Here is a 17,783-nt window from a genome sequence, read left to right on the forward strand (position 1 = left end):
GCCTTTATGGCTGAACCGTCAATGAATGAAACAAGGTGAAATAATGTCAAAATCATTTTACAGTTATGTAAGAGACGCATGGAAAAGACCTGATGATTCTTATGTAAAGGATCTCAGATGGGAAAGACTTCAGGAATGGAGACGTGAAGGCTCAGTAACCCGTGTAAAAAGGCCTACCCGTATAGACCGCGCACGTTCCCTTGGATATAAGGCAAAACAGGGAATCACAGTCGTACGTGTAAAGGTGCACCGTGGGAGCAGGCGTAATTCCCGTTATATGCGTGGAAGAAGGACCCAGCATATGGGTAAAAACAAGATCACAGGAGAAAAGAGTCTCCAGAGAATTGCCGAGGAAAGGGCTTCGCGCCGCCATCCTAACATGGAAGTACTCAACTCTTACTGGATAGGAGAAGATGGAAAGAATAAATGGTTTGAAGCAATTCTTGTGGATCCATTCCATCCTGCCATTGTTAAAGACAAGGACCTTAAATGGATATGTGACAGTTCCAGCCGGGGACGTACTTTCCGTGGAAAAACAAGCGCAGGAAGAAAGAGTAGAGGTATGCGCCGTAAAGGAACCGGTACGGAGAAAACCAGGCCGAGTGTCCGGTCCAACAATAACCAGGGCAAGTGATTCACTATATAACATTGCGCGTAACTGCGCATGCAACCGAAGACAGGGACAGAGTAATCTCTGCCCTGAAATTTCTTTTACCGGATGTTATCCGCAACTCTTCGGATATCGATGAGCAGATAAATTCTATGGTTGTGGAGGGACATTACGGTAACCCGATGGCTTTGTATAGTCTGGATTTTAAGCGCAAGGCTGAAACTTCTGCGTTAATGAACCGTCTGGTTTCGGAATTGTCCAAATCCCAAAGAGATGAACTTTTTCGCCAACTTGATGAGCGTCTTGATGATCAGCTGATGCTACATCTACGATTTAGCAAGCAGGAAGCATATTCTGGAAAACTTGTTACGGAATCATCTTCTGATGCGATTGCTGTCAAAATAAAAATCGCCACTTATCCTAAAGATAGGAATAAAGCCCTTGAAATGCTGGAGGATTTTTTTGAGCAGATTTGATTATTATGACTTGAATGTCCATGTGCTTCCGGATGGTTCAGGTTCTGTAAACCAGATGCTTTCAATTGCAAACCATCTTGGATATTCAGGAATTGGTATAACGAATCATATTGATAGGGAACCACCATCTGATGGTTCGCATGAAGGTATAGAACTGATTCATGGAGTGGAGATAGAAGTCCGTAATTCTTCAAGACTTCATGGTTTTGTTGGGAAGTTTCGTAAGAAAGTAGATGTTCTTGTGGTTCATGGGGGCAGTGAATCCATAAATCGCAGTGCAGTAGAAAATCCCAATGTAGATGTCCTGACTAATCTTCCCACCGGCAGAGACAATGGTTTTAATCATGTCCTTGCAAAATCAGCCCACGATAATGAAGTGGCAATCGCATTCAACCTTGATGTCATAATCAAACAGAGGGGTGGAAGGCGGGTACATGCTCTGGGACATTTCAGGAAAAATTTACAGCTTGCAAGAAAATACAATGTTCCCACAATACTTACGAGCAATGCAATGTCCTGCTATGACATGCGGGCTCCCAGGGAAATGATTGCGCTTGCCGGGTTGTTCGGTATGGAAGAGGATGAAGCAAATGCAGCTTTGAGTACTATTCCGGAAGGAATCATCAAACGCAACAGAAGAAATACCTCAACTCCGCAAGGTGTTCGCATTATTCAATACAATAGTCAGGAGTTTTGTTAATGAAAGTACTCCCTCCTACTCTTCGGGACCCGAAAAGGTATCTTGCACTGGAATTAATATGCGAGATACGGGTTTCACGGGAGGATTTCCTCAATGAGATATTTTCCAATTCCGCTGCATTAATTGGCGATTTTGGTTCAAGTCAGGCCGGTATCAGGCTGCTTGATTTTAATGATAATATGGGTATACTTCGCTGCAAGCGAGGTTCAGGAGACCTGACCCGGGCTATACTTGCTACAATTACAAGAGTAGGTGGTTATCCTGCAATTGTAAATGTGCTTGGAATTGCAGGTACTGTGCGATCGGCAACCGAAAAGTACATTGAAAAAAGGGATTCATATAACGTCCCTGACGACAAACACATATAAATGGATAGAAACTATATTATACGTTGTTATCGATACCACGTGCATAAGAATTAATAGGAGATAGATACGAAATGCAGATGGCACCACAAATGGGTTATGATAGAGCGATCACGGTTTTTAGTCCTGATGGCAGGTTATTTCAGGTAGAATACGCCCGTGAGGCAGTAAAGAGAGGAACCACAGCTGCTGGAATCAAAGCCCGGGACGGTGTAGTCCTCCTGGTGGACAAAAGAATTACCAGTCATTTGATTGAAGCTGAATCCATTGAAAAGATATTCCAGATTGATGAACATATCGGGGTAGCTACTTCAGGACTTGTAGCTGATGCACGTGCTCTTGTAGATCGTGCCAGAGTAGAAGCACAGGTTAATGTTGTCTCCTATGATGAGCCTATAAGTGTTGATGTGCTCTCAAAGAAGATTTGTGATCACAAGCAGACCTACACTCAGTACGGAGGCGTACGTCCTTATGGAACAGCTCTTTTAATAGCAGGTGTTGATGGCTCCACACCAAAACTCTTTGAAACAGATCCAAGCGGAGCACTACTTGAATATAAGGCAACAGCGATCGGTGCAGGTAGAAACGCCTTCATGGAAGTTTTCGAAGAAAAATACAAGGACGGAATGGATCTGGATGAAGCTATTATGCTTGGTATGGAAGCCCTTTACAATGCTTCAGACATGAAACTGGATGCATCCACTCTGGAAGTCGGTGTGGTGAAAGTGGAAGATAAGATGTTCTCCAAATATTCCAGTCAGCAGGTTGAATCCTATGTGGAGCGGATACTTGAAAACCACAAAGATGAAACCGAAGAAGCAGAAGATGAAGAAGCAGAACAGTAAATCCAGTACAGGTGTGAAAAATTATGGTATCTCTTGATGAAGCTTTAATTGCCCGCCTTAAGAAAGGTAGTAACCATTTTGAAGTGTTGGTTGACCCGGATGGTGCTCTTGAGTACAGGCAAGGAAATGATGTAAAGCTGGAGACAATCCTTGCTGTTGAAGATATTTTCACCGATGCAAAGAAGGGAGACCATGCAGCAGAGTCCGATATCATTAACAGTTTTGGTACGGATGATGTTTATGAAGTAGCAGGCAACATTATAATGCATGGAGAACTACAGCTTACCCAGGAACAGAGAAAATATTTCCTTGAAGAAAAGACAAAGCAGGTTGTAAGCATTATTGCTCATAATGCGCTTAATCCGCAAACGCGTGCACCTCACCCACCGGCCCGTATTAAAACTGCAATGGAAGAAGCAAAAGTACATATTGATCCTCTCAAAAGTGTTGATGAGCAGGTAAGAATTGTGATGAAAGCAATTCGTCCAATAATCCCTATCAGGTTTGAAGAGGTCGATATTAAGGTACAGGTTCCTCCTTCATATGCAGCTAAATCTTACGGTGAAATAGCAAATTTCGGAACCCTTGTAAAAGACAAATGGGAAAATGATGGTTCCTGGACAGCTGTAGTCAGGATGCCCGCAGGATTGCAGAATGATTTTTATGGTCTTGTTAACAGGCTCACAAAAGGCGATGCTGAGACTGAGCTCTTATAAGGAGATTTCAGGATGAAACGCAAAATCGTTTATCCCGGTCTGATGCTTTCCGAAAATGAAAAGCAAGCTGGAACAGGTACGTATGTGCAGGACGGCAAAGTATATTCACTGTTCTACGGGGTAGCCAATGATAAGAATCGTGTAACAGTTGTTCCTTTTTCAGGTAAGTACATACCGTCCCCCAGGGATTATGTGATTGGGTATGTAATAGAAGTAACTTCATCAAACTGGATATTTGATATCGGCTCCCCGTATGACGGACTTCTTCATGTATCTGAATATCCCAAAAGGGTGGATAGTTCAATGATGCGAAAAGAAATAGGCATCGGGGACTGTGCGATTTTGCGTATAAAAGATGTTAATACTTCCATGAAAGTGGAACTTTCAATGAAGGATCGAGGTCTTCGCCGTCTGGATGAAGGCAGGATTATAGATGTATCCACTACGAAGGTTCCACGTATCATCGGGCATAATGGATCCATGGTTTCAATGCTCAAAAAGGAATCCAATTGTGACATTTTCATAGGGCAAAACGGAAGGATATGGTTAAAGGGTAAAGATGAAGATATAAACAGGCTGACACAGGCCATAGAGATTATCGAAAATAAATCCCACACATCAGGATTGACCAACCATATTAGTGCTTTCCTGCGTTATGAAGAATCCGATGAAATCGAGGAAAAGGAAAAACCTGTACCATTTACCAGTAGTAAAAAGGACTACACAGAAGACGCTTGCCGAAAAGTAGATATGCTGCTTAGTGATGAAGATGAAAGTTGAGCAGCCCTTTTAATATTTAATATACTGAGCAGGATTTTGGAGAACTTGTAATGAGTGATAAACCGGAACGTTTTATTGATGATGAGGGTCTTCGCCTTGATGGAAGGCGTGTTGATGAGATCCGACCCATGAAAGTAGAGATGGGTGTGCTTTCAAGAGCCGATGGCTCATGTTACCTTGAATGGGGAAATAATAAGGTGCTTGCAGCAGTTTATGGCCCCCGGGAACTGCACCCGAGAAGGATGCAGAAACCCAATGAAGTACTTGTGCGCTACAAGTATAATATGGCCTCTTTTTCTGTGGAAGATAGGATAAGACCGGGCCCAAGCAGAAGAAGTACTGAGATATCCAAAGTCAGTGGAGAAGCTTTTGAACCTGTTGTGATGACACAATATTATCCCGGTGCTGTAATAGATGTATTCGCAGAAGTATTACAGGCCGATGCAGGGACCAGGACCGCTGCTATCAATGCAGCAACACTTGCTCTTGCAGATGCTGGCATACCCATGAAAGGGCTTGTTTCGGCCTGTGCAGTAGGCAAAGTTGATGGGCAGCTTGTTCTTGATCTCAACAAACCAGAAGATAATTATGGTCAGGCTGATCTTCCTGTCGCAATGACCCAGGATGGGGAAATAACTCTTCTCCAGATGGATGGTCACCTTACTCCTGAAGAACTTGAAGAAGGCCTGGAGATGGTTAAAAAAGGCTGCCAGCAAATTCTTGAAATTCAGCGTGAAGCCCTTGTTTCCAGATATGGGAATGAGGATGAAGAAGGCGAAGAAGCTGAAGAGGAAAGTCCAGAAGAAGTCCCTGAACCAGAAGAAGAGGAAGACGAAGAAAGGGATAACTCATTCGACAATGAAGAATCTGAAGCAGAAAACTCGGATGAAAATGATGTAACCGAAGAGGATGAGGGTGAAGAAGATGAGCGGCAGTGAGGTTATTTCCAGACTGAAACGGGATTATATTTACAACCTTATGCTCAAGGGTGAACGTGAAGACGGTCGCCAATTCAATGAGTTAAGGGATATTGCTCTTGAAACAGGTATTATTGATAAGGCAGAAGGCTCTGCAATGGTGCAGTATGGGGATACCCAGGTAATGGTGGGTGTCAAAATGCAGGTTGGTACTCCTTTCCCCGATAGTCCTACAGAAGGAGTTATCATTACCAATATGGAACTTAATCCAATTGCTTCACCTGACTTTGAAGCAGGTCCTCCAAGAGAGAAAGCTATCGAGATGGCCAGGATTGTAGATAGAGGCATAAGGGAATCTGGCGCAATAGATATAAACAAGCTCTGTATTACGGAAGGCGAAGAGGTATGGATGGTTTTCATTGATGTCCATGTTCTGAATAATTCCGGAAATATACTTGATGCCGCATCCCTGGGTGCAATCGCTGCCCTTATGACCACAACAGTACCTTCTGAAAGAGAAGGAAAAGGTGAAGATTACCCCATGCCTGTGCGTGAAATGCCTGTGGGTATATCACTGGTCAAGATTGGTGATGAAATGGTGTTAGATCCCACGTATGGTGAAGAATCAGTATGTGAAACAAGAATTACCATATCCTCTAATCAGGACGGTTCCATTTGTTCAATGCAAAAAAGTGGTTCAGGTAGTTTGACACCGGCACAAGTTGTTAAGGCAAGTAAGATCGCGAAGGAAAAAGGCGAGATTATACGAGAAAAGTATTTATTGGAAATATGAGTAACAGGGTTTTTAGATCATACCATCCAAGGAGACAATTATCATGGCAAAAAAGTATTCAAAAAAGGGAAGGGTTTCCCGTTCAGCAGGAAGGTACGGTACCAGGTACGGTCGTAAGGATCGTAAACTTGTTGGAGATATCGAAGAACGGACACATATGCCACATACCTGTGTGAAATGTGACAGACCTACTGTAAAAAGGGTCGGTACAGGTATCTGGGAATGCAGGAAATGTGGCCACACCTTTGCAGGTGGTACCTACACCCCATCCACTTCTGTGGGCAAAACTATATCCAGAACCGTTAAAAAGGCAGTCGAACAGGTTGAGTAATAGATATGGATTATAAATGTACCCGGTGTAAAAGAGCAGTTGAAATTGACTACCAGTACACTGGAATACGCTGTCCTTATTGTGGGAATCGTATTCTTGTAAAAGGAAGACCTACCACAATAAAGACATTGAAAGCAGAGTGAGAGGATGTTAATTTCCTCATCACGCTCTCCTTCACCTCCAACCCGTACCCTTTGTAAATATCTTGCATCTTTTTTTAACTGCGAGTATATCACAAGGGGCAAAAGTGGTTTGGAGGACATACTGTATGGTATGGATGCTGAAACCCTGCTTATTGTAGGGCAATATCATGGCAATCCTGCCAGTATGACATTTTTGGATAGTGAAGGGCAACAGCAATTATCCATATGGATGAATGTTGTATTTTATGACAAGCCCAAAAAATCCTCTTCAAAGGACAGTATGCCGTCCATTAAAGGCAGTGGTAAACTGGCAGGATTCCTCGCTGATTTATTACCTGAGGGTAATAATAACTCCAGGTGTTCTATTCAGGTAGCTGATGACCTAATGAGCTTTTATTGTAATGGCAATAATCTATTCAATCTAAAGATAAAGGGGTTCAAGACAACGGATGATTAAGTATGGATTCATCTTCAGAAACAATCATTGAAACTCCGGATGCCCTTAAATTGTACCTGTCTGTAAAACCAGAATTGGATAGATTGGTTACAGATCGTTCATCAATAGAAATAGATGTCAAAGACTATCAGTTGATAATGAAAGTTACATCAGATGACCTAATATCGATGAGGTCCACATTGAATACCTGGTATAGGCTTATCAAAGTAGCATCTGAAATGGTCACTCTGACATCACTAAATTAATTTCCACCCTGTTTTATGCATACTTTTAATATCCATATCCAGTGAAAAACTTTAAATCTAGTCTTGTTCAAATTTAATCTGGAGGTATTTTATGGCTCTTAAAACATGTAAGAAAAACAGTGAGAGACCTCTTTGTTTATGGGTTCGTGCCTGCAAAAAATTCAATAAAATAGCAAAGCAGCAGGATTATTACGAGGGAAGTCGCCTATCAAATGAAGAAGACAAAGTTTAATTTAGATTGGCCCATGCGTTTAAAGGTAATGAAATTCGAATTTCATTCATATTTATCTCTGGCCTTTGTTTGGGCTTTTCTTATAATTTCCCTGACCGGAATTCCGCTAATTTTTGAGACTTCTTTACAATCATCATATTCTGCTGAGATATGTAATATGCCACTGTCTGGTGTAATCAAGTATTGATTCGAGAGTCTCTTTTACTTTGTTTCCATCGGCGCCGAGTGAAATCAATGAACCTATAATCATATCTCCGGCAGCACCGGAGAACGGATCGAACAGTAGAATTTTCATGATGATCGGCCTTGTTAATTCTCAATAACTACTGAATCAGTCTGTTCTCGTGCATCAGCAACCGTATTTGCGATCCTGCCTGCGAATGAGCCGGCAACAAAACCTGCATCGATGTTAACAACAGACAGAACCGAGCATGACTGTAGCATTGAATACAGGGCAGCTTCACCCTGCCCCTCTTCCATATCCGGTGGATACAGGCAGGCCTATTACAGGTACATCAAAAAGGCTCGATACCACGGTTGGTAATGTTATCCTCCCGGCCGGCGGCAACTCCCATATCATTTATCTTCACAGTCTCACATCCCATCTCCGCTGCCGTCATCCGTGCTTCTTCTGCAACATTGATATCAGCAGTACCGGCTGAAATTATAGCCACAACATCTCCGGTCTTTATCATGGGTGTCCCGTCATGCACAGCTGCAGTCCTTCGATGGATTCCCCAATCTATCCGTTCACTGCCAAATTCATTTTCCAGACATGAGGCTTGATCTTCGTTAAGGCGGGTTATAAGGACACGACCGGTTGCCTCAATCTGGGCTTTTGCAATTTCCAGAATATCTTCCGGTGTTTTTCCTTCTGCAAGTACTGCTTCCATGATGCCTGTCCTGTGTTTCCTGAAGGTATCGATGTTGGCGACATTACATACAGGAACATAACCCAGGGACCGGATACAGGCCTGGGTGTCATCAATTCCGACTTCACCATTTTTGTATTTTTGAAGAAGATTTTTGAGATTTATTGCTGACCTCTCTATCCTGTAATGAATTATATATTACAATATAATTCATATATTTGGCTATCTATTATAGTTGTAATTATCCTTTATAGGGACAACAGGAGAAATAATCATGAAAAACCCAGCGGGAGACAAACCACAAATCGATGATAGTGCCTGGATTGCTGGCAGTGCCGTTGTAATGGGAAATGTGAGGATAGAAGCAGATGTCCTTGTAGCACCAAATGCTGTAATACGGGCAGATGAACCGAGTGCATCTATTGTTATCGGAAAAGGATGTAATATTCAGGACAATGTGGTTCTTCATGGCGTTGAAGGGTCTAAAGTTTTTATCGATGAAGATACCTCACTGGCTCATGGGTGTATCGTACATGGACCATGCCAGTTGGGCAAAAGATGTTTCATAGGTTTTGGTGCGGTAGTATTTGACAGTGTCCTTGAAGATGATGTGGTGGTACTCCATAATGCTACGGTACAGGGTGTCCATCTACCGGCATCCAAAAGTGTGCCTGTAGGTCGCACTGTGCTGAGCGAGAAAGATGTCACAGAATTGCCATTGGTCGATCAGGGTCTAATGGATTTTAAACACAAAGTTTCCAGTGTGAACCTGGATCTTGTTGAAGGTTATCGTAAGATGGATAGTGACTGAGCAAAAAATATGGAAGGTTAATTCCCTTCCATTGAGGCTGTCGGAAAAGTCTACTACTTACAGACACATATCATACAGTTTCTATTGTATATACTCATTTTCTGTCGCATAATCACAACCAAGAGATACATTTATATCATATAACCATAATCAACTGAAATAATTAACTCTATCGTGATTAAAATGTATTCTGTTCAAAACCCAAGCAAACAACATTCGTGTATGGTCCTGATGTCTACGAATTGATACTCAAAAACCATTTGCTTTATAAGATCAATGAAAATGTTGATTTCTCGTTCATCAATGAAACATGTGAAAAACTCTATTGTTCAAACAAAGGTCGTCCTGTAACCAACACACCTGAAATGATGCTACGGTCTGCAGTAGTTCAATACCTTTTTAGAATCAATACCTTTTTAGAAGAGGCTAAAAGATACAGTAAATCTCGAGATTTTAAACGGGATATGAAAATGAGGGCACATATCGAACCAAAACAGGGAGAGATGAAGAGATTTCATGGGCTGAAAAGAGCAAAGTTCTGGGGGAAAGAGAAGATGAATATCCAGGCAATGTTAACAGGAATTGCAGTTAATCTAAAGAGATTTATTAAAATGAGTGGGGATATATGTTAAAGATAGAAGGGATGAAAGAGTTGAGGCTTAAAAAAGGATTGAAAGAAGCTGGATTGAAAATATGTCAAACAAATAGATGATAATTTCTCAAAAAAATGAATTTAAGCCTTAAATTTGCTCTTTAATGAAGTAAAGGGGATCTTTTTTATCTATTATCCGACAGTCTCTTAATATTGTAATTTATCACTCCCTGATTTTTGCCTATCATATTACAAGCAAGCGTTTTCCGAGTTAATGTTTTGACCATAAAGTAGACCTTTTAACTATTATGTATCCCATTGACCACAATGTAGTGGACTTTATGGTCAAGCCCATCGTTACAGAATGTCTTATATACTACTAACAAGGTATGTGGTTACTGCATTCCTGTGAAGGGTGAGGGAAATGAAACATAAGCCAAAGATACAGACCAAAGAAGACTACATGAAGTGGTCGTCGAAAATGATGTAAAATTTATACGTACCCAGTTTGCCATGATATCATCCACCTACCGGGAAGTAGATTTTCATTTGTTATAAAGATGAGGCAAACGACAACGACTGTTTTCACAGAGGATGTACAGAATCGTGCTCAATTTTCTTTTCCAGCTCATCCCAGCTAGCGGCATTCCGTATACAGCCGGGGTCAGGCCCCTGTACATCATTGAAATAACCAAATGCACGTGCCCGGCATCCCCCGCAAACCTTCAAATAAGCACATTCAGAACACTGCCCTTTAAAGGAATTCCTTTGACGCATTTTTGCAAGAAAATCACTGTTTTGCCACACATCTACAAGGTTGTTGTACCTGATGTTTGCCAGTGTTTTTGGCAGGAACACACATGGAATTATATCCCCGTTTGGCTGGAGGCCGCAGTACAGACGGCCAGCTCCGCAGCCTCCCACAAACTCCGCAAGAAATTCAACTTTGTCTGCCAATTGTTTATTCTGTCCGATCGAATCAAAGTGGGTCAATGAAGATATTGAATGTCTCCCACCCATGCAGACCCGTGAAAACTGAGGAGCCGTGGAAAGTACATTGATATTTCTTCTCTCCCCCTCTGTGGCCAGTTCCTCAAGAAGGGATTCACGCTGCTGAGGAGAAAGATCCTTGTTCATAATCTCCTTTCCTCTTCCGGCAGGGATGAAATTGTAGTGCATAAAGGTGCCGGCACCCAGTGATTCAGTGATATCAATCACTTCACTTACCTCATCGAGGTTTTGGGAGGTTACTGTCATCGCTACTTCAGTGTTCAGGCCCGCATCCACTGCATTTTTGATACCCTCCAGGGTCTTATCGAAGGCTCCATCCAGTCCACGGAAATTATCATGAGTTTGCCTGGTACCGTCCAGAGAGATCTGGACAAAGGAACAACCAAGATCTGCCAGTCGCTTTGCCCGTGCAGCCGTTAGCATTGTACCGTTGGTCGCAAGAGCCAGTCCCATATCCCTCTGGCATATTCTTGCAGCCACTTCAAAAAAATCATTCCGCATAAGAGGCTCTCCCCCTGACAGGGAGATATAGGCAACCCCTTCATCTGCCAGTCTGTCCACAACTTTGACCCTTTCAGCTGTGTTCAATTCATCCGGTGTGGGCCTGCTAATGGCACTCTGGTAACAGTGTCTGCAATGAAGGTTGCATGCATTGGTAGAGTTCCAGACGACCAGGAAGGGTGCATAAGAAGTGAAGGGCTTTTGTGGACCCCACAAACCAATACCTGCCAGAGTCGAGACAAGCCCTTTGCGCCAGTAACCCACCTTCATATTGGACTTTATATCATCCTCTGTGATGCCGGTTTTATTGGCAACCTGTCCAATTATACTTCTAACCGTTTTGCCGACAATTCGGTCCTTCAGGCCAAGATCATCCTCCGTATCCCACCCGTAAGATTTCAGGATTCTTTCCATTCGCTGCATGCCATCAGATCCGGCAACGACCTTGCTGAGAACTTTGCGTGTGGCAGGATTACCTAACCATGTTTCTACAAGAGATGCCATTTCTTCAGTCTGTGCTTTTGATGAATAATCCATAGTTTTCTACCAAGAATCAAACTCATATAATCTGACCGTTTTCCTGGTACCCCCTATCTATATGAAATGAGATTGCTTAAATATTTTTTTTATATTTGTTTGCATGCAGTAGTTATCTTTATATATAAGTAATACGGTAAGTGGTTACTGCATTCCTGTGAAGGGTGAGAGAAATGAAACATAAGCCAGAGATACAGACCAAAGAAGACGTACTTGAAGCGGTCGTCGAAAATGATGTAAAGTTTATACGTACCCAGTTCACCGACACAATGGGAATTATCAAGAGCTGGGCAATTCCTTCCGAAGACCTGGATGAGGCATTCGATGAAGGAGTGATGTTCGATGGTTCTTCAATCGAAGGATTCACCCGCATTGAGGAATCGGACATGATGCTAATGCCCGACCCTTCAACATTCCGTATCCTGCCCTGGAGACCAACCGAAGGAGCTGTTGCGCGTATAATAGGTGATGTAAAATTGCCGGATGGCAACCCCTTCGAGGGAGATCCACGTTACATTCTCAAAAAGACCCTTAAGGAAGCCCAGGACATGGGATATTCCATGAATGTGGGACCGGAACTTGAATTCTTCCTGTTCAAACTGGACAGTGAAGGCAATCCCACAACCGAACTTACCGATAAAGGCGGTTACTTCGACTTTGCACCCCTTGACATGGCCCAGGATGTGCGCAGGGAAATTGACTATGCCCTGGAACACATGGGATTCAAGCTCGAGGCATCACACCACGAAGTTGCCCCCTCACAGCACGAGATCGATTTCAGGTTCTCGGATGCCCTTACTACAGCTGATAATGTAATCACATTCAGGTATGTGGTCAAATCCATAGCAAACCACCACGGTTACTATGCAACCTTCATGCCGAAACCACTCTACGGTGTAAACGGCTCAGGAATGCACGCCAACCAATCCCTGATGTCACAGGATGGCGAAAACGTATTCTTTGATCCGAATACTCCAAACCAACTCTCCGACATAGCCAGGTATTACACCGGCGGACTGCTGGAACATATCAGGGAATTCGCGGCAATAACCAACCCAACTGTCAACTCTTACAAAAGACTTGTCTCGGGATATGAAGCGCCCATCTACATAACCTGGTCGGACAGTAACCGCAGTTCCCTGATACGCATCCCGTCAACCAGGGGCAAGGGTACAAGGGTAGAACTCAGGTGTCCTGATCCGGCATGTAATCCATATCTTGCCTTTGCAACCATGCTTTCTGCAGGCCTGGATGGAATCAAGAACAAAACCGACCCTGGAGAAGCAGTAACCCACAATATCTTCAAACTTTCCGGACAGGAGAGAGAAGGCATGGGGATCAATTCTCTTCCAGGAAGCCTCAAGGAAGCGATAGACGAAATGGCAGGCAGTGAATTTGTTAAAAAGACCATGGGAGACCACCTTTTCAACAACTACCTATGTGCCAAGAATAAGGAATGGGATGATTATAAGGCCCAAGTACACCAGTGGGAACTGGATACCTACCTTGGTGTACTTTAAGCAGGGATTTCACAGGAAGTCCCGCCCAAATTTTTTTAGATACATACACTTTATACACACTTTTACATATCATAACAAGGTGATGCCGATGTGCGGGATAATAGGAGTTATTGACAGACAGAAACAAAAAATGAATGGTTCGGGAATCAAAGAAGCCCTCAGCCTTATGAATGAGCGTGGCAGTGGTGAAGGTGCAGGTTATGCTGCATATGGCATATACCCCGATTTTGAAGACTGTTATGCCCTGCACATATTCTTTGATAATCTTGTGGAGCCAAAATCAAAAGTTGATGATATTATCCAGAAATGGGGACGCGTCGTCCATCAGGAAGAAATTCCTACAAAGGAACAACCCAACCTGAAAAGGAGTCATGTTCCCTGGAGATACTTCTTCAAACCCTATACTGATCTTATGACCGGAAGTCTCACACCGGATGAAGATATCGTCAAATATCTGGTCATGGAAATTAATTCCTCGACTATCGAAGGAGCCCTGGTATTTTCCTCCGGGAAAAATATGGGAGTGTTCAAGGCCGCAGGGTGGCCGGAAGATGTGGCAAATTTTTACAAAATTGATGAATATGAAGGTTATATCTGGCTGGCACATAACCGTTATCCCACCAACACCCCGGGATGGTGGGGAGGAGCACATCCCTTTAACCTGCTGAACTGGTCGGTGGTACACAACGGAGAGATTACTTCCTACGGGACAAATCAGAGATATGTAGAAAGCAATGGTTACCAGTGTACAATGTATACAGATACCGAGGTTGTTGCATACCTGTTCGACCTGCTCGGCAGACATCACGAATTACCATCAGAGATCATTGTAAAAGCAATGGCTCCGCCTTTCTGGGATGAGATCGATGAAATGAATGATAAAGAGCGTGAACTCAACAAAGCAATTCGCCTGACCTATGGCCCGGCTCTCATGAATGGCCCCTTCGCAATAGTTGTGGCCACTCATGATGGCATAGTAGGGTTCACTGACAGGATAAAACTCAGGCCACTGGTAGTTGGGGAACACGGTTCGAGGTTGTACATATCCAGTGAGGAAGCCGCAATTCGAACCATGGACCCCCAGGTGGAGGATATCCACATGCCGGGTGCTGGTGAGCCGGTAATCGGGAGGGTTGTAACATGAGCCTGGGAAGTGTACCCCTGAAATACCGTATACAGATAGACAGGCAGCAATGTATGCAATGTATGAGGTGTGTGTATAATTGTTCCTATGGTGTATTCCGGGAAGAGGATGACGGCAATATCCTGATCGATTCACGCAAATGCACAGCATGCCACCGTTGCATTTCAATGTGTCCGCGGGATGCCATCAATCTCAGTGAGCATCCCGTTGATTACCGCAGCCATCCCTTATGGACTCCGCAAGCCCGGGAGGATGTCATAAACCAATCACGAAGTGGCAGGATCGTCCTGGCGGGAATGGGAAATGCCAAGGATTATCCTATAATCTACGACAGGTTGGTGCTGGATGCCTGCCAGGTAACCAATCCGAGTATAGACCCCCTGCGTGAGCCTATGGAATTACGTACCTACCTGGGGCAAAAACCTTCAAAACTTGATATAAGGAAGCAGGAAAACGGGGAGATTAAACTCAATACCAAACTATCCCCAAATCTGGAATTGCAGACCCCGATAATGATCGGACATATGAGTTATGGTGCTATCAGCCTCAATGCCCAGTTAAGTCTTGCAAAGGCAGCAGCCAAAACCGGCACATACATGGGAACCGGGGAAGGTGGCCTGCATAAGGACATTTATCCATATCAGGATAATGTCATAGTGCAGGTGGCCTCCGGACGGTTCGGCGTGGATATTAATTACCTTGATAGGGGAGCCGCTATAGAAATCAAGATTGGACAGGGAGCAAAACCCGGTATTGGGGGACATCTACCCGGCGAGAAAGTGTGCACGGATGTTTCCTGCACACGAATGATACCTGCAGGCAGCGATGCGATAAGCCCCGCCCCCCACCATGACATCTACAGCATAGAGGACCTGGCACAGCTGGTAAGAGGCCTCAAGGAAGCAACCGAATGGAAGAAACCGGTTTTCGTAAAAATTGCAGCTGTGCATAATGTCGCAGCTGTGGCGGCTGGTATTGCAAGATCTTCTGCAGATGCAGTGGTTATAGATGGTTTCCGTGGAGGCACCGGGGCAGCTCCGAAAGTCTTCAGGGATAATGTGGGCATTCCCATAGAAGCAGCGATTGCCAGTGTCGATCAGAAACTCAATGATCAGGGTATCCGTAACAAGGTATCTGTTATTGCCAGCGGGGGAATTCGCAACAGTGCAGATATTGCCAAATCCATAGCCCTTGGTGCAGACGCAGTTTATATCGGAACCGCAGCCCTGATTTCAATGGGATGCCGGGTTTGTGGAAACTGTTACCGTGGTTTGTGTCCCTGGGGTATTGCCACCCAGAGGGAAGACCTTGTCAGCCGGCTTGATCCGGAAGTTGAGTCCGAACATGTTGCAAATCTAATTAAATCCTGGACCCTGGAGCTCAGTGAACTCATGGGTGCAGCCGGAATCAACAGTATAGAAAGCCTGAGAGGTAATCGTAGCAGGCTGCGTGGCTATATGCTGGATGAAGGCACCCTGGATGTGTTGCAGGTAAAGCCTGTGGGGGCCTGATCAAATGGAACCAGTACACATAGATGCAAGAGGACTTCATTACACACCCCTGAATCAGCAGATACGCAGAGCTGTTTCAGAGGGTACTACTGAGATAATCGTGGATAATGTACTTGGCCAGCGATTCATAGCAGATGGGTTAAAAGGAGAAGTTACCATCCGGATCAACGGTGTTCCGGGTGGCGACCTTGGAATGTTCATGAACGGCCCCACCTGTATCGTTAAAGGCAACTGCGACCACGCACCCGGTAATACCATGGACAGCGGAAAGATCGTTATCCATGGCAGTGCAGGAGATGCCGTGGCCCACAGCATGAGAGGCGGCAAAGTATTCGTGAGAGACGATATCGGTTACAGAGGAGGCATTCATATGAAGGAATATGGAGAGGATCATAAACCCATCCTGGTTATTGGAGGCAATGCCTGTTCATTCCTGGGAGAATACATGGCCGGGGGAGTAATAATTGTCCTGGGCAAGAGTAGCAATCCTTTTGGAGGCAGAGGTGTTGGCAGTGGAATTCACGGTGGTGAGATCATCCTGCGAGGTGAATTGAAAGAAAGACAGCTTGGCGTGGGTGCCAGGATCACGGAATTCACAGAAGAGGATCTGGAAAAGATAAGTCCTTATATTGAAGAGTTTTGCGGATCTTTTGAAATCGACCCGGAAAAATATCTGGATACAAAATACACAAAAATAGTCGCGTCAAGCAGCAGGCCTTTTGCGGGCAAATATGTCTGGGAGTGAACTGCATGATTAATTCATGCATTCCTCTTTGACGACACATAGTGCAACAGAGAAACAATTGCAACAAAAATGACTTTATGGAACAGCAATACCAAATTCAATAGGATTTTCAGTATTGTTCACGATGTCTATATACACGAGATCAGAGCCGCTCACATCTCGTGCATATCGTATCTCTGCCATGTGAATCCGCTTGGTTTCCTGATCCAGAGTGACTTCAAACCTATACACACCTAAAGGCCCCTTAATATACTGAAGATCGGTCCTGTCTCCTGATTTAAGGAAATAGGATTCATAAAATATAGATTGGTTGTCAGAATCAAATATCTCTACAACGACATTATGTTCAGTATTATCCACATTATCGACACCGAATGCAAGCGGGCCAGGCTCAGGTTGGAAAATGAGAATTGGAATGGCCAATACTATTCCAATTAAAATAAATAAAAGTAACCCCACAATTATTGAATTTCTTTTTTGCATTTTGATTCAAACTCATATGCCATCATATGCAACTATTTATTGGATAATTGCACATGAAAGTTGCACTGTGTATATTGCAATAAAATTACTCCATGGTTTATAAAACAATTTGATGGATCTGATTTATTAACCATAATTTTAATTTCTATTTTCTGTTTAACCCAGTATCCAGAAAGCGCATTACCATCAGAAACAAGAAAAAGTTATATCGAAATAGGACAGTGTTTTCTTTCCTTACAACCAACCTAGTCAAATGTATGTGATCATCATGGGAAACTACCTCGATCTTAAGGAAAAAGTCTGGAATACAAATCGTTGCAGCGGATGCGGGGGTTGTGTGGCGGTATGTCCTGCAGATGCCCTGTATTTCAAAAAGGGAGAAGAATCCATAAAACCCTCCAGCAATGGCTACTGCAAGGAGGCCACTGATGGTGTTCCCTGCGGTG

The 17,783-nt window shown here is 43.7% G+C and carries 26 protein-coding genes; 21 read left to right on the top strand and 5 right to left on the bottom strand.

The window, feature by feature from the left end; all coding sequences use genetic code 11:
• Positions 1–43: 43 nt before the first annotated feature.
• From A9957_RS04175 to A9957_RS04240, 14 genes are all read left to right on the top strand, one after another.
• Complete coding sequence (locus A9957_RS04175) at positions 44–634, top strand: 50S ribosomal protein L15e (RefSeq protein WP_096711336.1); 591 nt, start codon at positions 44–46, stop codon at positions 632–634.
• Positions 635–648: 14 nt separating this feature from the next.
• A complete protein-coding gene (locus A9957_RS04180; RefSeq protein WP_181079137.1) occupies positions 649–1,086 on the top strand; it encodes an RNA-binding protein in 438 nt (145 codons plus the stop codon).
• Entirely contained in the window at positions 1,073–1,786 is a 714-nt protein-coding gene (gene rnp3, locus A9957_RS04185) for a ribonuclease P protein component 3 (protein ID WP_096711334.1), read from the top strand. Before A9957_RS04180 ends, rnp3 begins: the two co-directional genes overlap by 14 nt.
• Positions 1,786–2,154: an Rpp14/Pop5 family protein gene (locus A9957_RS04190; protein ID WP_096711333.1), complete on the top strand. Its 369-nt coding sequence runs from the start codon at positions 1,786–1,788 to the stop codon at positions 2,152–2,154. The genes rnp3 and A9957_RS04190 overlap by 1 nt, the downstream gene beginning before the upstream one ends.
• A gap of 71 nt (positions 2,155–2,225) precedes the next feature.
• A complete protein-coding gene (psmA, locus tag A9957_RS04195; RefSeq protein ID WP_072358139.1) occupies positions 2,226–2,996 on the top strand; it encodes an archaeal proteasome endopeptidase complex subunit alpha in 771 nt (256 codons plus the stop codon).
• Positions 2,997–3,019: 23 nt separating this feature from the next.
• On the top strand, positions 3,020–3,712 hold the full coding sequence (locus A9957_RS04200) for a ribosome assembly factor SBDS (protein ID WP_105460045.1): 693 nt from the start codon (positions 3,020–3,022) through the stop codon (positions 3,710–3,712).
• Between the two features lie 12 nt (positions 3,713–3,724).
• Positions 3,725–4,492 carry an exosome complex RNA-binding protein Rrp4 gene (gene rrp4, locus A9957_RS04205; RefSeq protein WP_096711331.1) on the top strand — a complete coding sequence of 256 codons (768 nt, stop codon included), beginning with the start codon at positions 3,725–3,727 and terminating at the stop codon, positions 4,490–4,492.
• 50 nt (positions 4,493–4,542) lie between these two features.
• Positions 4,543–5,430, top strand: a complete 888-nt coding sequence (gene rrp41, locus A9957_RS04210) for an exosome complex exonuclease Rrp41 (RefSeq protein WP_096711330.1) — start codon at positions 4,543–4,545, stop codon at positions 5,428–5,430.
• Positions 5,408–6,202: an exosome complex protein Rrp42 gene (gene rrp42 / locus A9957_RS04215; protein WP_096711608.1), complete on the top strand. Its 795-nt coding sequence runs from the start codon at positions 5,408–5,410 to the stop codon at positions 6,200–6,202. Before rrp41 ends, rrp42 begins: the two co-directional genes overlap by 23 nt.
• Positions 6,203–6,245: 43 nt before the next feature.
• On the top strand, positions 6,246–6,533 hold the full coding sequence (locus A9957_RS04220; protein WP_013037264.1) for a 50S ribosomal protein L37ae: 288 nt from the start codon (positions 6,246–6,248) through the stop codon (positions 6,531–6,533).
• Between the two features lie 5 nt (positions 6,534–6,538).
• The gene (locus tag A9957_RS04225) at positions 6,539–6,676 is read left to right on the top strand and encodes a DNA-directed RNA polymerase subunit P (RefSeq protein WP_013037265.1); all 138 of its coding nucleotides are present in this window, start codon (positions 6,539–6,541) and stop codon (positions 6,674–6,676) included.
• Between the two features lie 4 nt (positions 6,677–6,680).
• The gene (locus A9957_RS04230; protein WP_292343293.1) at positions 6,681–7,133 is read left to right on the top strand and encodes an rRNA maturation protein; all 453 of its coding nucleotides are present in this window, start codon (positions 6,681–6,683) and stop codon (positions 7,131–7,133) included.
• A gap of 2 nt (positions 7,134–7,135) precedes the next feature.
• Positions 7,136–7,378 carry a KEOPS complex subunit Pcc1 gene (locus A9957_RS04235; RefSeq protein WP_096711328.1) on the top strand — a complete coding sequence of 81 codons (243 nt, stop codon included), beginning with the start codon at positions 7,136–7,138 and terminating at the stop codon, positions 7,376–7,378.
• A gap of 91 nt (positions 7,379–7,469) precedes the next feature.
• Entirely contained in the window at positions 7,470–7,610 is a 141-nt protein-coding gene (locus A9957_RS04240; RefSeq protein WP_164908998.1) for a hypothetical protein, read from the top strand.
• Between the two features lie 133 nt (positions 7,611–7,743).
• Here the strand turns inward: A9957_RS04240 and larC are convergent, their stop codons facing one another.
• From larC to A9957_RS10580, 3 genes are read right to left on the bottom strand one after another with little or no spacing between them, the layout of a single operon-like run.
• Positions 7,744–7,905 (bottom strand): nickel insertion protein, encoded by a 162-nt coding sequence (gene larC, locus A9957_RS04245; RefSeq protein ID WP_123151355.1) that lies wholly within the window; start codon positions 7,903–7,905, stop codon positions 7,744–7,746.
• A gap of 14 nt (positions 7,906–7,919) precedes the next feature.
• On the bottom strand, positions 7,920–8,090 hold the full coding sequence (locus tag A9957_RS10575; RefSeq protein ID WP_341539126.1) for a hypothetical protein: 171 nt from the start codon (positions 8,088–8,090) through the stop codon (positions 7,920–7,922).
• Between the two features lie 35 nt (positions 8,091–8,125).
• Positions 8,126–8,503 carry a hypothetical protein gene (locus A9957_RS10580; RefSeq protein ID WP_367121771.1) on the bottom strand — a complete coding sequence of 126 codons (378 nt, stop codon included), beginning with the start codon at positions 8,501–8,503 and terminating at the stop codon, positions 8,126–8,128.
• Between the two features lie 253 nt (positions 8,504–8,756).
• On the opposite strand from A9957_RS10580, the gene A9957_RS04255 reads away from it, so the two are divergent.
• Positions 8,757–9,293, top strand: a complete 537-nt coding sequence (locus A9957_RS04255; RefSeq protein WP_292343295.1) for a carbonate dehydratase — start codon at positions 8,757–8,759, stop codon at positions 9,291–9,293.
• Between the two features lie 242 nt (positions 9,294–9,535).
• A complete protein-coding gene (locus tag A9957_RS04260; RefSeq protein ID WP_292343296.1) occupies positions 9,536–9,925 on the top strand; it encodes a transposase in 390 nt (129 codons plus the stop codon).
• 545 nt (positions 9,926–10,470) lie between these two features.
• Here the strand turns inward: A9957_RS04260 and A9957_RS04265 are convergent.
• Positions 10,471–11,934 (bottom strand): radical SAM/SPASM domain-containing protein, encoded by a 1,464-nt coding sequence (locus A9957_RS04265; protein WP_096712056.1) that lies wholly within the window; start codon positions 11,932–11,934, stop codon positions 10,471–10,473.
• A 173-nt stretch (positions 11,935–12,107) separates the two neighbouring features.
• On the opposite strand from A9957_RS04265, the gene glnA reads away from it, so the two are divergent.
• The 4 genes from glnA (at position 12,108) to A9957_RS04285 (ending at position 16,854) form a co-directional block, all read left to right on the top strand.
• Positions 12,108–13,454 (top strand): type I glutamate--ammonia ligase, encoded by a 1,347-nt coding sequence (gene glnA, locus A9957_RS04270; protein ID WP_292343297.1) that lies wholly within the window; start codon positions 12,108–12,110, stop codon positions 13,452–13,454.
• A gap of 88 nt (positions 13,455–13,542) precedes the next feature.
• Entirely contained in the window at positions 13,543–14,598 is a 1,056-nt protein-coding gene (locus A9957_RS04275; protein ID WP_096712054.1) for a glutamine amidotransferase family protein, read from the top strand.
• On the top strand, positions 14,595–16,109 hold the full coding sequence (locus A9957_RS04280) for a glutamate synthase-related protein (protein WP_096712053.1): 1,515 nt from the start codon (positions 14,595–14,597) through the stop codon (positions 16,107–16,109). The genes A9957_RS04275 and A9957_RS04280 overlap by 4 nt, the downstream gene beginning before the upstream one ends.
• A 4-nt stretch (positions 16,110–16,113) precedes the next feature.
• Positions 16,114–16,854 carry a hypothetical protein gene (locus A9957_RS04285; RefSeq protein ID WP_292343298.1) on the top strand — a complete coding sequence of 247 codons (741 nt, stop codon included), beginning with the start codon at positions 16,114–16,116 and terminating at the stop codon, positions 16,852–16,854.
• Positions 16,855–16,929: 75 nt separating this feature from the next.
• On the opposite strand, the gene A9957_RS04290 is transcribed toward A9957_RS04285, so the two are convergent.
• Positions 16,930–17,337 carry a hypothetical protein gene (locus A9957_RS04290; protein WP_096712051.1) on the bottom strand — a complete coding sequence of 136 codons (408 nt, stop codon included), beginning with the start codon at positions 17,335–17,337 and terminating at the stop codon, positions 16,930–16,932.
• Positions 17,338–17,605: 268 nt separating this feature from the next.
• Between A9957_RS04290 and A9957_RS04295 the strand changes: the two genes are divergently transcribed.
• On the top strand, positions 17,606–17,783 hold a 178-nt coding region (locus tag A9957_RS04295), incomplete at its 3' end, for a 4Fe-4S binding protein (RefSeq protein WP_292343300.1).

Origin of the sequence: Methanohalophilus sp. DAL1 (assembly GCF_001683555.1) — an archaeon.
Lineage (GTDB): Archaea > Halobacteriota > Methanosarcinia > Methanosarcinales > Methanosarcinaceae > Methanohalophilus > Methanohalophilus euhalobius.

What these genes read in the sequence shown, in the direction of transcription:
- A9957_RS04175 (WP_096711336.1), top strand. Translation starts at nt 44, where the DNA reads ATGTCAAAATCATTTTACAGTTATGTAAGAGACGCATGGAAAAGACCT.
- A9957_RS04190 (WP_096711333.1), top strand. Translation starts at nt 1,786, where the DNA reads ATGAAAGTACTCCCTCCTACTCTTCGGGACCCGAAAAGGTATCTTGCA.
- psmA (WP_072358139.1), top strand. Translation starts at nt 2,226, where the DNA reads ATGCAGATGGCACCACAAATGGGTTATGATAGAGCGATCACGGTTTTT.
- A9957_RS04200 (WP_105460045.1), top strand. Translation starts at nt 3,020, where the DNA reads ATGGTATCTCTTGATGAAGCTTTAATTGCCCGCCTTAAGAAAGGTAGT.
- rrp4 (WP_096711331.1), top strand. Translation starts at nt 3,725, where the DNA reads ATGAAACGCAAAATCGTTTATCCCGGTCTGATGCTTTCCGAAAATGAA.
- rrp41 (WP_096711330.1), top strand. Translation starts at nt 4,543, where the DNA reads ATGAGTGATAAACCGGAACGTTTTATTGATGATGAGGGTCTTCGCCTT.
- A9957_RS04220 (WP_013037264.1), top strand. Translation starts at nt 6,246, where the DNA reads ATGGCAAAAAAGTATTCAAAAAAGGGAAGGGTTTCCCGTTCAGCAGGA.
- A9957_RS04225 (WP_013037265.1), top strand. Translation starts at nt 6,539, where the DNA reads ATGGATTATAAATGTACCCGGTGTAAAAGAGCAGTTGAAATTGACTAC.
- A9957_RS04230 (WP_292343293.1), top strand. Translation starts at nt 6,681, where the DNA reads ATGTTAATTTCCTCATCACGCTCTCCTTCACCTCCAACCCGTACCCTT.
- A9957_RS04235 (WP_096711328.1), top strand. Translation starts at nt 7,136, where the DNA reads ATGGATTCATCTTCAGAAACAATCATTGAAACTCCGGATGCCCTTAAA.
- A9957_RS04240 (WP_164908998.1), top strand. Translation starts at nt 7,470, where the DNA reads ATGGCTCTTAAAACATGTAAGAAAAACAGTGAGAGACCTCTTTGTTTA.
- larC (WP_123151355.1), bottom strand. Translation starts at nt 7,905, where the DNA reads ATGAAAATTCTACTGTTCGATCCGTTCTCCGGTGCTGCCGGAGATATG.
- A9957_RS10575 (WP_341539126.1), bottom strand. Translation starts at nt 8,090, where the DNA reads ATGGAAGAGGGGCAGGGTGAAGCTGCCCTGTATTCAATGCTACAGTCA.
- A9957_RS10580 (WP_367121771.1), bottom strand. Translation starts at nt 8,503, where the DNA reads ATGGAAGCAGTACTTGCAGAAGGAAAAACACCGGAAGATATTCTGGAA.
- A9957_RS04255 (WP_292343295.1), top strand. Translation starts at nt 8,757, where the DNA reads ATGAAAAACCCAGCGGGAGACAAACCACAAATCGATGATAGTGCCTGG.
- A9957_RS04265 (WP_096712056.1), bottom strand. Translation starts at nt 11,934, where the DNA reads ATGGATTATTCATCAAAAGCACAGACTGAAGAAATGGCATCTCTTGTA.
- glnA (WP_292343297.1), top strand. Translation starts at nt 12,108, where the DNA reads ATGAAACATAAGCCAGAGATACAGACCAAAGAAGACGTACTTGAAGCG.
- A9957_RS04275 (WP_096712054.1), top strand. Translation starts at nt 13,543, where the DNA reads ATGTGCGGGATAATAGGAGTTATTGACAGACAGAAACAAAAAATGAAT.
- A9957_RS04280 (WP_096712053.1), top strand. Translation starts at nt 14,595, where the DNA reads ATGAGCCTGGGAAGTGTACCCCTGAAATACCGTATACAGATAGACAGG.
- A9957_RS04285 (WP_292343298.1), top strand. Translation starts at nt 16,114, where the DNA reads ATGGAACCAGTACACATAGATGCAAGAGGACTTCATTACACACCCCTG.
- A9957_RS04290 (WP_096712051.1), bottom strand. Translation starts at nt 17,337, where the DNA reads ATGCAAAAAAGAAATTCAATAATTGTGGGGTTACTTTTATTTATTTTA.